This window comes from Flavobacterium sp. N2550, assembly GCF_025947265.1.
Taxonomy (GTDB): Bacteria; Bacteroidota; Bacteroidia; order Flavobacteriales; family Flavobacteriaceae; genus Flavobacterium; species Flavobacterium endophyticum.
This window is the reverse complement of record NZ_CP110007.1, coordinates 772,609-788,397: the sequence shown is the minus strand read 5'-3', so window position 1 is coordinate 788,397 and position 15,789 is coordinate 772,609. Positions and strand designations below refer to the sequence as shown.

Annotated in this window: 6 protein-coding genes; 3 read left to right on the top strand and 3 right to left on the bottom strand. The window is 40.9% G+C overall.

The features are described from left to right. The first annotated feature begins 22 nt into the window (after positions 1-22). The 3 genes from OLM56_RS03395 to OLM56_RS03385 all read left to right on the top strand — a co-directional run bounded on the left by OLM56_RS03395 (position 23) and on the right by OLM56_RS03385 (position 10,327). Positions 23-7,432: a choice-of-anchor J domain-containing protein gene (locus OLM56_RS03395; protein ID WP_264528328.1), complete on the top strand. Its 7,410-nt coding sequence runs from the start codon at positions 23-25 to the stop codon at positions 7,430-7,432. Between the two features lie 71 nt (positions 7,433-7,503). Then, positions 7,504-8,436, top strand: a complete 933-nt coding sequence (locus tag OLM56_RS03390; protein ID WP_121375640.1) for a type IX secretion system membrane protein PorP/SprF — start codon at positions 7,504-7,506, stop codon at positions 8,434-8,436. Between the two features lie 19 nt (positions 8,437-8,455). After that, complete coding sequence (locus tag OLM56_RS03385; RefSeq protein ID WP_264528327.1) at positions 8,456-10,327, top strand: OmpA family protein; 1,872 nt, start codon at positions 8,456-8,458, stop codon at positions 10,325-10,327. A 548-nt stretch (positions 10,328-10,875) separates the two neighbouring features. On the opposite strand, the gene OLM56_RS03380 is transcribed toward OLM56_RS03385, so the two are convergent. Genes OLM56_RS03380 through OLM56_RS03370 form a run of 3 tightly spaced genes read right to left on the bottom strand, consistent with a single transcriptional unit; the run spans position 10,876 to position 15,667 of the window. Further along, positions 10,876-12,207, bottom strand: a complete 1,332-nt coding sequence (locus tag OLM56_RS03380) for a DUF5689 domain-containing protein (RefSeq protein WP_264528326.1) — start codon at positions 12,205-12,207, stop codon at positions 10,876-10,878. Positions 12,208-12,226: 19 nt separating this feature from the next. Further along, positions 12,227-12,832: a DUF5017 domain-containing protein gene (locus OLM56_RS03375; RefSeq protein WP_264528325.1), complete on the bottom strand. Its 606-nt coding sequence runs from the start codon at positions 12,830-12,832 to the stop codon at positions 12,227-12,229. A 12-nt stretch (positions 12,833-12,844) separates the two neighbouring features. Further along, positions 12,845-15,667: a carboxypeptidase-like regulatory domain-containing protein gene (locus tag OLM56_RS03370; protein ID WP_182493070.1), complete on the bottom strand. Its 2,823-nt coding sequence runs from the start codon at positions 15,665-15,667 to the stop codon at positions 12,845-12,847. Positions 15,668-15,789: the final 122 nt, after the last annotated feature.

Sequence of the window (15,789 nt, the reverse complement as noted above, 5' to 3'; positions counted from 1 at the left end):
AACAACCTAAACTTTTCATTTTATGAAAAAAATTACCTTATTACTTCTTACCTTTTTCATGTCTCTCGTCACCTTTGGGCAAGGTTTGACAGAGAACTTTGATGGAGGTACGACTAGTGCGCTCCCTTCGGGTTGGACCGACTTTAACAATGCGCAGGGAACGCCGAGGAGATGGCTTGTCAATACACAGCCCAACTTTTCGGCTTCGGCTCCTAATTCTGCCTTTATCCAAAATTATCAGGCAGGACAAGGGAACACGTCGAGAGATTGGCTTGTAACGCCACCCATAACCCTTCCAGAAAATGCCCAATTGCAATTTTTAACCAGGGCGTTCCTGAACGACAACCAAGGGACCATCTATGAAATCCGGGTTTCAAGGAATGTAGCCAATCCAAATCCTAATGATGTAAGCAGTTATACGCTTGCTGAAGACTGGACCGAGCTCGAGTTGAATCCTACTGGGATTTATGAAGAGAACGGAACCACACCGCGTTGGGATGAAAAAACGGTGAACTTGAAAGCACTAGGTTATAATGCCGGAGAGGCAGTGCGTATCGCTTTTGTGCGTGTGCATGCACAGACAACCCCAGGAATTGGGGGAGACCGTTGGTATATAGATGATGTTCGCGTTTCTAGAAAATGTGATACACCTACGAACCTACAGGCTCCTACAATCAACATGACAAATGCCTTGCTGACTTGGACTACTCCAACTGGCGGCGCAACACAATGGGAAATTGTTATCGTTCCTGAAACGATGACTCTAGAGCAAGGGATTGCTGCAGGTCTGATTCATACTGTTAATGGACCAATGCCTCCTCCTTATAATACATCTCCAGATTTTACATTAAATCCAGATACCAACTATAAATATTATGTAAGAGCAGTCTGTTCGCCAACCAATAAGAGTGACTGGACAACGCCTTACTTTTTTACGACGGCTTCTTTAGGAGAAACGTGCGCGGATCCTATCGTGATGCCGGGCATACCGTATTCTACTACAAACAACACTACGAATTCTAACGACAGAACAGACGTAGCACAGGGAACTGGCTGCGGTGCGGTTCCTGCCGGAACCAACTATATGACGGGTAACGAAGTATTTTATTCTTTTGTTGCTCCGACTAGTGGCGATATCCGTGTAGAGATGACCCCTACAGCACCTAACTCTGGTGTATTTGTATACAGCAGCTGTGCGAACGTAGGAGTAAGCTGCGTTGCGGGTGCAGCAAATACTAACAGTACGACTAGAATTGTTACGCTTCTTTCTGTAACTGCAGGACAGACCTATATTGTGGTTGTTTCTTCTACAAGCGCCAACCAAACGATAGGCTATTACCTAGAATTACAATACATTACTTGTGATGAACCTACTGCCTTAGCAGCATCAAATATTACACAGACTCAAGCAACTCTATCGTGGGGCAATGTTCCTGGCTATACGGAGTGGCAAGTGGCTATTCAGCCAGCAGGATCTGCTATTCCTGCTGTAGGATCGCCTTCACAAACAGTGACTACTAATACAGGACATGTTTTTACTCAAATGGCTGATGGAACTGCTCTAACAGGTTCAACATCTTACCAATACTGGGTACGAGCTTTGTGTGTAGCAGGTGGTTCGACCTATAGCCCTTGGGCAGGTCCGTTTGAGTTCTTTACTCCTATATGTAATCCGGATCCGACTACGTCGAGTCCATGTAACCATAACTTCAGGCTGACCGGAACCAACGGATGGCAGGGAGCAGTGATGCATGTGAGACAAAACGGTATCACGGTAAAAGTCCTTGGGCCGCAATTTACATCAGGTACTTCTTTAGTAGTACCGGTTCCTTTATGTCATGGTATCCCATTCGAATTGGTATGGGTAACGGGCGGAACTGCTCCTGCAACCGTAGGAGTTGTTGTCCAAAATTCATTCGGACAATTATTGTATCAAAAAACAGCCGGTACAGGAGCCCCTGGCACTGCACCGTTACATACGGAAATGGTCGATTGTGAATTCCCAAAATGTCCAGTTCCGATTAACTTGGGCGCTACAGGAATTACTGCCAATGGCGCGACTTTAACTTGGACTCCGGCATCGCTTCCATCTGGACCAACTACGGACTGGGAAATCTATCTGTCGCCACAAGAATCGGCAGTAGTTCCATTGAATACAGATCCTATCAATTTAGCCAACGTTACCAGCACACGTCCTAATCCAAGAACTGGATTGATTTCGGATACTCCTTATGTATTCTATATCAGAACAGTCTGTGGTCCTAATAGGGCGAGTTTGTGGGTAGGTCCGTTTTCGTTTAGAACGGCGGTATCTTGCGGTATCCCGACTAACTTAAATGCTTCTGACATAAGAACAACTAGTGCTGTTTTAGGCTGGACACAGCCAGCTCTAGGGGCAGCTTCTTCTTGGCAGGTAGTGGTTCAGGCACCAGGTGGTGACGTTCCTACTTATAATGATCCTGCTGCTGTAACAATAGCGAATGGTGGAGCATATGGAACAGGAGTTCCAGGTGCAGTAGGTACTGCATTGCAAGCAGCAACTCAATATGAGTTTTATGTAAGAGCGGTTTGTTCTGGTACTGACGTTAGCCGTTGGGTGGGTCCATTCTTGTTCAATACAGCGTGTGATCCGTTAGCGGTTCCTTATTCTGAAGGATTCAACAGCACTTCACCAAGACAGCTTTGCTGGTCTACATTGAGTGTTAGCGGTACGAATACTTGGAACATGAACGATACTGCGACTCCTTTTGAAGGTAACGAAGTAGCTACGTTCACGCCAAATGCTGGAACAAACAATGATGACTGGTTGATTTCGCCAGTATTAGATTTGAGAACAGGCTATAGAATACGTTATAAATATAAAGTAGCGAGTGCTACAGCAGCCAATACGCTTGAAGTTGTCCTTTCAAATGGAGGTTCTATTGCTCCAGCCAACTTTAACACAACAACTCCTTTATGGAGAGGCACATTGACCAATACAGAATACAGAGAACGCATTATTAACTTAGTTGGAGAAGGCGGTCCTCCGGGAACTTTGGTAAACATTGCTTTCCATATTCCACAAGGAGCAAACAGCCAAACTAAGATCTTTATTGACGATGTTGTAATTGAGCCAATCCCAGCTTGTCCGGATCCAATGGATCTAGGTATAGTAGCGGGAAGCATCACTTCGACATCTGCACAATTATTCTGGACACCAGGATACCAAGAAACACAATGGCAGGTTGCGGTACAGCCGGTAGGAACAGGAGTTCCATCTGCTACTTTTGCAGGTGCTGTTACTACAAATAACATCAACTTCCTTGCCAATACGAATACTGTTACTGGAGCGCCTTTACAGCCAGGTAACCAATATGAGTACTATGTAAGAGCAGTATGCGCTGATCCGAACGTAAGCCAATGGGTTGGACCTATCGTATTTAGAACCTTACTTTGCGAAACAGCGGATCTGTGTGCTTATACTTTTAGGTTGACCGATACGGCATCTAACGGATGGGGCGCTGATGTTACGATGAGCGTTATGCAAAACGGATTGTTGGTTGCTACCTTGACAGGACCTCCAGCTGGAGTCACTTTTGTAGACCAGGTTGTGAATTTCTGTCCTGGCGTTCAATTTGAAGTGCTCTGGAACCCTAGTACAGCTGGTACGGCTAACTTAGGCCAAGTAGGATTAACGATTACTAACTTCTATAACGAGCAAATCTATACCAAACCTCCAGGAACTGGAAGACCAAATAGTAGATTGTACAGAGGTATGCCTTTCTGTTCTGCGATTACATGTCCTTATCCGACTAACTTGACGGTAGAGCAAACTTCGGCTAGTTCGGCTAACATCAGCTGGACACCAGGAGGCACGGAAACAGCATGGGAGTATGTTCACCAGGCAGCAGGCGGTCCTTACCCAGGATCAATACCAGGAACTCGTGTGACTGTGCCGAATGCTAACCTTACTGGAATACCACCTACAGTACCTCAAGAATATTATGTAAGAGCCATCTGTGGACCAGATAACGTGAGCTACTGGTCAGGACCTTATGAATTTACGCTTTATAACTCACCGGGCTGTATTGGTGTGGATATCGAAGGTATTACAATGTCTTTGGGGGAAGAAAAAATTCTTTGTCCAGATGATTTATGTATCGATCTATCGGCAACCTATTTCCAAACACAGGCTACTACAAGATACCGTGTAGAGCGTATCGATTATGCACCGCCATTCCCATTGGTAGGAGCTCCTGGAAGTATCGTGCTTCCTATTACTGTCGATGACGACTGGTCGCCGCTTGTTGACTTGACATTGCTAAGTGATTCTACTGGACAAAGCAGACCGTTTAACTTCTGTTTCTTTGGAGATGCTTATAGCAAATTATTAGTTACGGATAACGGTGCGATTACCTTCAGTATTTCTGGACCTACAGGAAACGGAGGGATGTATGAGCCAGGATCTCCTAATGCAGGGTACCAATTGTTCCCAGCTAGTACTATTCCGTTAATTCCGGCGATGGCAAATACTACTACGTTGCCTTATAGAAATTCTATTTCGGGCGTATTGCAAGATCTTTGGCCAGAGCGTTCTCCTGCTGATGCTTCTATCAACTATACCGTTTTAGGTACAGCACCTTGTAGAGCATTCGTATTGAACATTTATAAAATGGCTTCTTATTCTACAGCATGTACGAACTTATTACAAACAAGCCAAATCGTATTGTATGAAGGAAGCAACATGATTGATGTTTATGTAGAAAAGAGAACTCCTTGTCCGGGCTGGCAAGGTGGTCTTGGGGTCATAGGTATTCAAGGAGATACGAATACTGAGTTTGCTGTTCCTCCAGGAAGAAATACAGGAAACTGGACCGCTGAGAATGAAGCTTGGAGATTTATTCCAGACGGAGATTTGTCTAATGTGGTATTCAAATGGCTTAAAGACGGAGAATTCTATAGCAACGATCTAGATATCAATGTTTGTATCGAAGATGTTTCTTTAATGCAAGCTGTAGCGTTGTATGACAAATGTGACGGTACCAGCGTTGAAAGAAAAGCTGAGGTAAAACTTATTAAAGACGTATTCCCAGAAAACGAGCCAGAAGATCTAAAAGCGTGTACAGGAACTACAACACAGTTTGACGTAACTGTTAACACTGATGTGATTCTTGACGGTCTTGAAAATCCAGATGACTATGTGATTACGTACTATCTGACTCTTCCAGAGGCAGAAGACGGAACAACAGGTGCTGTTACTTCTGTTACTACTACTGTTGATGTTCCAGTGTATGTAAGAATTGACAAGCCTTCAACAGGATGTCATATCATTACAGATTTCAATATCAAACCAAACAACCCACTGCCAGCGTATACGGTAGATGGCGATATGATTATCTGTGAAGGAGATTCGACTACAGCTACTGTAGTACCGACAAACTTTAACTTGGCAGATGGAACGTATACGTGGACATTGCCTGACGGAACGGTTTCTGACCAAACTGGAAGTACTTTCAATATTACTCCAGCCAATACACAGGAAGGTACGTATAGCGTAAAAGTGAGCAATGGTTGTGAAGAGACGGTAGAATTTGTATTACAAGTGAATGAAATTGATACTGACTTTACATATGAAACGCCAGTGTGTCCAACAGGAACGATTACTCCAGAATTGACAGATGCTCTTGCATTTACAGTAGGAGGAGCGTATACTATTTCTCCAGCATTGCCAATTGATGCCACTACAGGAGAAGTTACTCTTGATGGCGCAGCTGCGGGTGACTATGTTGTTACTTATACGGTTACTCCTGCGATTACAAATTGTACGGATGACAAAACAGGTGCGTTTACGTTTACGGTTACTGGCGGAGTTACGCCTGGTACGGCCTTCACGTATCCACAAGATGAATACTGTATCACAGATCCTAGCCCAATTGCTGTCATTCCAGGTGTTGGATATACAGCAGGAGGTACATTTACGGCTACCCCATCTACAGGTCTTGGCCTAGATGCTACTACTGGTGCTATCGACTTTACGACAAGTACAGCAGGATTGTATAGAGTATTCTATACGATAGAAGAAGATGAGGCTCTTTGTAGAGCGTACTCTCAAAGTTTCTTTGATATCCGTATCAATCCTTCTGGAACGGCTACGACAGGATTTACGTATACGACTCCAGTTTGTATCAGCGGTACGAACCCAATGCCGATTCCTGTTTCAGGATTCGTAACTGGCGGTACTTATAGTTTAGTAGCTGGTACAGGTGTAGTATTTGACCCTACAACAGGAGAAATTGATCTTGCTACTTCTCAGCCAGGAACGTATACTATTAAATATACTGTAGCTGCTTCAGGATGTGGTCTAGGAGGAAACACTGATGCGACTATCGTTATCAATGCACTTACGCAGCCAGCGGTAGCCTTCAGTTATGCAACACCAGTTTGTAAAAATGCAACAGTTAACCCAATGCCAGTTCCAGGAGCAGGTTTCGTGACAGGAGGACAATATACTTCGACTGATCCGAATGTGTCTGTGAACTTGACTACAGGAGAAATCAACTTAGCAAACTCTCAAATAGGAACGTATACGATCACGTATTCAGTACCTCAAGATAATGGACTTTGTAGAGATGCAGGAAGTTTTGATACTACAATTACGATTACTACGGCAATCAACCCGGTAACGGATTTTGCTTATAGCGATGATAGTTTCTGTTCTTCAGGAACTCAAGGATCTATACCAACTGGCGGATTTACTCCAGGTGGACAGTTTACGGCCAACCCAAGCACAGGCTTAAGCTTGAACCCGAATACGGGTGAAATCATAGCTGGCACAAGTGCTCCAGGTACGTATGTAGTTACTTATCTAATTACAGCAGATCCGGCTACATGTAGAAATAGATCAGAGTCTTCATTTACTGTAACTATTGAGAATCAGCTTGACATTACTTTCGCTAATGAATGTCAAAATAATGAGTATGTTCTAATTGCTTCGCCTTCTGACCCAAGCTACACCTATGTGTGGAGAAACGCTCAGAATGAACAAGTAGGTACCAACAGCAGTACTTTCAATGTATCGCAATATGTTGCTACACTTTCTGGAGAGGTTCAATATCCGTTGAACTTTACAGTAACCATTATTACGGCTACTGGTTGTGAAAGTGTTAAACCAGTTGAGGTTTCAAGCACATTCTGTGATATCCAAAAAGGTATTTCGCCAAATAATGATGGTAATAACGAAACTTTTGACCTTACCGGTTTCAATGTGAAGAAATTAACTATCTTTAACCGCTACGGTACCGAAGTATATAGCTTTACAAACTATACGAACCAATGGAGAGGACAGTCTAGCGGAGGAAAAGAACTGCCTGATGGAACTTACTATTATGTAATAGAAAGAAGCGGTGTATCTTCTAAAACAGGATGGATTCAAATCAATAGAGAAAGAAACTAAATAGATATATTAAAAACACTGCCTGCTGTTAAGGCCGGCAGTGTTTTAATGATATAAAAAAAAGCAAACCAATGAAGAAAATATTTTTCACCGCACTGATAGCACTATCGGCTCTTGTTGATGTTGAAGCGCAGCAGGATCCGCATTATACGCAGTATATGTATAATATGAACGTGATCAATCCAGCTTATGCGGGTTCAAAAGAAAACCTGTCTTTTGGAGTATTATACAGGCAACAATGGGAAGGAATCGAGGATGCTCCAAGAACCTTAACTTTTTCAGGACATAGTCCTGCCGGAAAGAATGTAGGTTTGGGACTTTCTGTAATTTCTGACGAAATCGGACCTGTAAAAGAACAAAACGTTTATGGAGATTTCTCGTATACATTAAATCTTGGAGGAGAACATCGCCTTGCCCTAGGGATCAAGGCAGGTGCTACTTTCCAAAAAATAGGATTGTTTTCGGATATTAACGGCTCGCTGCCTGATCCAGATGATGAGGCATTCTCTGAAGACAGCAACAATACCTATTTTAATATAGGAACAGGTTTTTTCTATTATACCAATAATTATTATATCGCTTTATCGGTTCCGAACATGCTTAAATCAAAACATTTGAGCGTTAGGAGAGATGGGCAGGAAAGACACTATGGTGAAGAAACGCAGCATTATTTCTTGACGGGTGGTTATGTGTTCCAATTGACAGATAACATCAAGTTCAAGCCTTTTACGATGATTAAATCAGCGTTTGATGCTCCTGTATCTTTTGACGTTTCGACTAACTTCTTATTCAATGAGAAGTTTGAGATTGGAGCGACTTATAGATTGGATGACTCTTTTGGAGGTATGGTAAACTATGCTATTACTCCAAGCTTGAGAATCGGGTATGCTTATGACAGAATTATTTCTGACTTGAAAGTAACGACTCCGGCTTCTCACGAGGTAATCCTGTTATTTGACTTGAATTTCCCTAAAAAGGTATCACGTTCACCAAGATATTTCTAACCTAAAAGCGACCTAGACAATGAAGAATTTATATATTACATTAAGTTTTGTGATCGCTAGTATGACACTATCAGCACAAAATAAGGATACCGAGAAGGCCGACAAACTGTTTAACCGATTCGAATACGTAGATGCCTCTGCTGAATACCTAAAGCTTGTAGACAAAGGAAAGGCTGACAGCTATGTGTATAAGCAATTGGCTGACAGTTATTATAATGTCTTTAATACAAAAGAAGCTATCAAATGGTACGCGAAAGCAACGCAAGAAAAGCAAGATGCTGAAACGTACTACCGTTATGCTCAAATGCTAAAGGCGGAAGGAAAATATGAAGAGTCGAATGCACAAATGCAAAAATTTGCTGGTTTAGCGCCAAACGACCAAAGAGCCGTGACGTTCAAGCAAGACCCTAACTATCTTCCGAAGCTAAAAAGCCAGACAAAGCTTTTTGATGAAAAATCATTAGACATCAACAGCGACCAGTCTGATTTTGGAGCTGTATTGACAAACGACAACACGCTTTATTTTGCCAGCGCAAGAAACAAATCTAGAAAGACATACGGATGGAATGAAGAGCCATTTTTGGACCTTTACAAATCAACGTACAATGCTAACGGAACGTTCAGCGAGCCGGTAACTGTTTCGGAAATCAATACGAAATTCCACGACGGACCTGCTACGATTTCTGCTGATGGCAATACGATGTATTTTGCCAGCGAAAGTTTTAAAGAAGGTCAGTTTGAAAAAGACAAATCTAAAAAACTGAAATTCGGTCAGGTTTATTTGTTCAAAGCAACTAAAGAAGGGGATAAATGGACGAATGTGAAAGCATTGCCATTTACCAGCAAAGAGTATTCTACAAGTAACCCGAGCATCAGCAAAGACGGCAAGACACTTTACTTCTCATCGAACATGCAAGGTTCTATTGGCGGTAACGATATCTGGAAAGTGGCTGTAAACGCTGACGGTAGCTTTGGAACTCCAGAAAATTTGGGAACTAAAGTAAATACTGAAGGAAACGAAAGCTTCCCTTTTATTACAGACGACAACAAATTGTACTTTGCTTCTGACGGAAGAAAAGGTTTTGGAGCGTTGGATATTTTTGTAATCGACTTTAATAAAAAGACAGATGCTGTAAACGTTGGAGCGCCAGTTAATACGGCTAAAGACGATTTCGCATTTTCTTTTAATACGACTAAGAACATCGGTTTCTTTTCAAGCAACAGAACTGGAAATGACAATATCTACCAAGCGACGCCAGTTTGCGGTGTAGAAGTAGTTACTTTAGTTAGAGATGCTAAAACAGGCGCTATCTTGTCTGATGCAAGAGTGGCTATTCTTGATGATAAGAAAAACGTAATCGAAACTAGAACTACAGCAGCTGATGGCCAAGTAGTATATAGTGTTGATTGTAACAGAGCGTATACGCTTCAAGTTGCAAAAGACGGCTACGAAAGCAATGTATTCCCAGTTGCGAAAACAAATGGCGGTACTGTAAACATCAATGCTGACTTACAGCCTATCGACGTGATTGTGACTCCGACAGAAATTGTCTTGAAAGAGATTTTCTTCGAATTCAACAAGAGCAACATTACGCAAGAAGGTGCATTTGAGCTAGACAAACTTGTTCAAGTAATGAAAAATAACGACCAGCTAGTAATCATGGTAAAAAGTCATACGGATAACAGAGGTAGCGACGAGTACAACATGAACTTGTCTGACAGAAGAGCAAAATCGACTGTACAGTATGTTATTTCTAAAGGCATTGACAAGTCAAGAATCTCTGGTAAAGGTTATGGCGAAAGCGAGCCAAAAGTGGACTGCAAAGAAAACTGTACTGAAGAGCAACATGCTCAAAACAGAAGAAGTGAATTCTTGATCATCAAGAGATAATTTCTAATGTTATATAATTTAAGGGATGCCAATCGGCATCCCTTTTTTTATGCCATGAATGACTGGCCTGTATGCGTTATTATATGTCTTCGATAGGAAAGTAAATCCTTAGGTTGTCGTTTTATAACTTCTGGATTGTGAATGCAATTATAAACAGCGATGCTAATTGCTATAAATTAGGCCTTTTTTAGGGTGTTTAAGGCTGTTTTGTGTCAAGGTTGGTAATTTGTCTGTGCGCTTGCCTTTTCTGTTTTTATAGGCTAGAAAATGGCCTTCTGCTAATTTGAAAATTGAGATTAACTGAATAGTGTTAATGGATTGATAAGATAAGTTAGTAATGAAGAAGAAATAGCGTATATCGTCTACATTTAGGAAGTATGATTTATGATGTAAGCCGTTGCTGTTCTAAGAGAAGAATAGTTATAAAGAAAATCTCGCTTGATGTAAATTGTTTTAAAGAAACGAAATAGTAGTATAAATAAAAACCCCGTTGAATAATTTCAACGGGGTTTTTATATTAGGAATCTGATGTATTATCAGGCTTCGTCTTAGTTGATTAGGATATCGTCTATTCCGAAGTTAGTCGTCAATCTTGGGTTTGAAAGTCCAGAACCGGTATATTCGAAGATGAAGAATCCGTTTCCGGTTACTCCAGCAGGAATATTGAATGTTCCAGCGCTTACAAAGCTTTGGCTTGTTCCGATGTTGAAGCTTGAAGTAATATCAACGATAGCTGCAGTCCTGATGTCTTGTCCAGGAGTGTAGTTTGTCGTGTAGTATACTTTAAGTGGTGCGTGACCTGTTACTGGGAAAGAAACTTTGTATTTGAAAGTCATTGTGCTTGCCGCAGTCATATCGATTGGCACAAAGAACATCGTTCTGTTGTCTTCATTTGGTGTTCCAAAAGAAGTCATTTCAAGATATTTTGAAGCTGTAGTCTTCACACTCCAAACTTTAGTTCCGATGATAGGATCGTTAAAGTAGTTGATGAAGTTGCTTTGGTTTGCAGCATAGCTTTCGAAGTTCTCGTTAAGGCTTCCAGCAAAAGTGAAAGTTCTTGTACCGCTCAATTTGATATCGCTTTCGTATCTTACGATGAATTGGAAATCGGAGTTATATTTTGTCATAACACCTCTTACTTTTCCGCTTCCAGAAGGCACTCTGTTTCCTGAGAAAGGAGCAAAGCTGCTAAAACGGATGATGTTTGAAATACCGCCTGCGTTTGTCGTAAGGTAGTGGTTTGTTGCGCCACCTCCTGAATCGATATCATAATACGTTCTTCCCACAGAAGCATCAGCAAAACGTACATCATCGATCTCGATCAATGTATTCAAGTTTGCGTTTGTATAGGCTTGTGCAAGTGTTACTGTTCTTACCATATCGTTTTCATTCACTTTTGTGCAAGAAGGGAAGATAGACTCTCTCCAAACGTTCTCAGAGATTCTTCCGATTTCAGTACCTTGGTATAAGGCGCCAATTTGCAATGAGTTGAACACATTAGCATAGTACAAACCTTTTAGTTTGATATACACTTTAGTTCCTGGAGTAAATCCTTCAGTATAAGTTGAAGAAACGTTTAAAGCGATGCTGAATCCCACTGGCGCTCCTGTTTCAGGAAGCGTTTGTAAAGAGATCGTCTTGAAGAAAGTTCCTTTTTCGTCACTAGAAGTTACGTAGCCTTCGATAACATCATCATCTGCGTAAAGTTTAGGAGTCGTAGTTGCCATAGCAATGATTTGCTGAACCGTTTTTGTAGCTGTTAATCCTGGATCAACACAGTCTAGGTTCGGACTGCTATAGTTATCATCATTTGCGCAGCCAGAGAATAGACTAGCAGCGATAACAGCGATACATATAGATTTGAATATTGTAGATTTCATTTTTTTACTTTTAATAGAATTAATTATAAACTCTAATATTATCAACTTGATACGTACCGTCTAGCGTCGTACCATTACCTTTTACTTTGAATGCGATATGAGCCGTTCCGGTATATCTTGACAAATCAATTACTCCAGATTTGATAAACTCATAACGTACAGAGTTAACTGTAGGCAAAGTCGCGTTTAATGACTGCCATGTTGCAGCAGTAACATTGGTTCCGTCATAATCGGTTGAGATCAATACTTCGATAGTATTGGCAGCATTGTCAACGAAAGCTTGCGCTACTTGAAATACTAGCTTTTCGCCTTCCTGAGCATCAAGATTGATGCTTGGAGTAATCAACCAGCCGATATTTGAAGCTTGGCCTGATTGGAACGTAGTGAATTCAGCATAGCCATTGCCGCTAAAAACTTGGTTTGTCCAACGAACAGTACCCGCTTCAGCAAAGTTTGTCCATCCTTCTTTTTCGAATAATGTATTGTCTGCACCTTCTGAAAAGTTTTCGCCAAAAATTAATGGAGTGTATTCAGGAAGGCTAGTGTCGTCATCATTTACACAGCTTGACAGTATTCCCATCGAAAGAGATGCGAATAATAGTGTTGTTAGCTTATTTATTTTCATAATAGACATAGATTAGAAGTTGATGTAAAGGTTCACAAAATAGGTTCTTCCGTATCCGTAGAAATACCTTGGAGCAAATGCAGGAGTTCCGCTAGAAACATCTCTGTTTAATTCCTGATAGTTGGCATTTCTTGCTTGTTCAAATCCACCTGTTTTGTAAGTTTGATCAAACACGTTGTTGATACTTGCGAAGAATCCTACAGTCTTGCCATCGATTCTCCATGATTTTCCTCCAGTTAAATTTACTAAATAAAAATCATCAAATTTTTCTTGTTTCAATAATTTTCTTGCGTTCTCACGATCGATGTCAGAGAAAGGAAGGTCTAAACCATATGGATCAGCAGAGTTTTCGAAGAAATTGCTAGTTCTTAATAACGCAGATACATCTAAATAATTGCTTGCCAAGTAGTTTGCGTTAGCACCAATCCACCAGAAATGAGGATCTCTATATTCAAGACCAACAGAGTAAGCTTGTTGCGGCATACCAGGTAGACGATAGTTTTTCAATGAAGCTTGACCAAAGTTTACTTGTGTGTTTGGAGCTCCAACAGATGTTGCAGAACCTTCTTGTACCAATGCAGCAAGGGCATCATTGTTGATACTTACGTTTGGATTGTTGTCATAAGTATACTGTCCGTACGTACCGGTAGCAGTGAATTTTAATGTTGGTATGATTTGGTATTCGATACCCAATTCAACACCCATGTTTTTCTTGTTGATGTTTGTCACTGTTTCAGCCACAAATGCGTTAGCGTCAGATCCGTCACCTTCAAATACACCTTCTGCGAAGAAGAAAGAAGTTTCAGTTGCATTTTTGATTGTAGAGTAGAAACCAGTCAATCTTGCTTTTAATTTAGGAGCTCTGATGATATAACTTGCATCAACACTCATGATGTTTTCACTGTCGATATCGCCAACGATAAGATTGTTCAAACGTGCATTAGGGAATGTATTTCTCAATGATGGTGCTTTAGTCATATAGATTGCATTCACATCGAATAATTGTCTTCCTGTCATTTTATAAGTGAAACCTCCTTTGAATCCGAAGTTTTCAAAAATAATCTTGTCGCTTTTTCCAAAAGAGTTGTTCGCATACAATCCGTTTCTGTATAAACCTTCTCTTTGGTATTGAGAACGAGAGAATGATTGTGCCAAATAGAAATCAACTTTGCTGTAGTTGAATTTGAACTGCGTGAAAGCATCAGCAATATCAGCAAGCAAGTTATAGTTGTAACCATACGTATCACCTACACCAATTTGTCTGTTTGGATTGTTCAAGTCAGACTGTGCGAAGTCTCCTGTGTAGAAATTGTCATAATCGCTGAAATACTGTCCTCCAAGAAGGTCAAGCATATTCTGGAAGTTATGCGATTTCAATTTTCTGTAGGTTGCACCTGCATTAAGGATGATGTTGTCAGACAATTGCGTGTTCAAGATTGAATTAGCTGTCCAAGTTTTGTCATCTGTTCTGTCTTCATAAAGCGCGTAAACACTATTTCCAGCCTCTGTTCTTTGGTTTGCAGCATACATTGCATCCCAGTTGATTTGGCGGTTTGTTAAGAATCGAGCTCTAGAAGCTTCCAAAAGGTTTGCTTCTGTGTTCCCGATAAAAGTATTACCATCATACATAGAAGTATAATAGCTAGGAAGATTTCTGTAGTACGTAGGATCAGGATTGTTTACGTTTTGGAAATCAAGACGGCTGTTTCCGATTTCACCAAATTGGTAAGAAACGTTCGTGTTTAAGTTTGTCTTGTCCGTAATTTTCCAGTAGTGGCTTAGCATAAAGATAGGCTCTTCAACATCTTTGTCTCTAGAGTTTCTTTTTTCGCCATTTTGCCATCCCCAGTATGAGTTGTATTTTTCACCAGCAATTCTTGTAGTTTCATCCGTATTCGGAGAGTTTTTACCTCTGCTGTTTTGCGCATAGATTGCTGTAAAGTTCAAGCTATGGTTGTCATTAAATCTCTTTTCGATACTTGCAAATAAAGAGTTTGCGCTGTAGTCAGTTCCGTCGAAATAGCCTTCTTCCGCCCATCTTCTTGAAGCAGAAATTACGTAAGCAATTCCGTCTTTATTCATTCCTGAAGCATGAGTTCCCATCATTCTCCAGCTGTAGTTTGTATTGGTTCCTGAGAATGAAATTCTACTACCTGGTCTGTAAAAAGAAGCTCTTGTATTGATTTCTTGAGTTCCTAAGATACCTCCGAAAGTATAATCTGAAGGAGCAGAACCCATTGTAAATTCTTGATTTCTAGTAGCGTCGTTTAGACCTCCCCAGTTGCTCCATTGCGGTCTTCCATCATAAACTTTGTTCATTACGATACCGTTTATCATAGTTGTTCCGTACTCATTGTCAAGACCTCTGATTCTGAAACGAGCCTGGCCCCAGTTGAATGCCGCTGATTGCTGGAAAGCATCTCTTGTTGCCTGCAACAATCCTGATGTACTCTCAGAACCACTGTTGTCATCACCAAGGTCATTTTCGGTAATGGTAATCAAGCTTAATTGCTGCTCAGAAGTAATGTCTTCTTCTAATACAACAACTCCCAAATCTAAAGGCTGATCAGCCACATCGATAGATAAGATTTGACGAGAATAGCCAGTACTTGAAACCTCAAGGATGTGGCTGCCGTGTGGTGCATTTTCGAAAACGAAAACACCATCAGAATTTGTCAATGCTGTCAATGTCGTGTTTCGAAGCGTAGCTACTACATTTTGCAATGGTTTTTGAGTTTTTGAATCAACAACCTTACCTTTTACCAAAGAGCTTTGTTGAGCAAAAGCAAAAACGACTTGCAGTACAAATAAAATACTAAATACAAGTTTTTTCATAAATAAATTTAATGATTAATCCCTTTTTGTTAGAAAAACAATTTCTTAACGGGCGCAAAGTTACATTATTAATTAATATTATTTACTTTTGCTCCCAAGTTTATGTTAAACTTCATATTTAA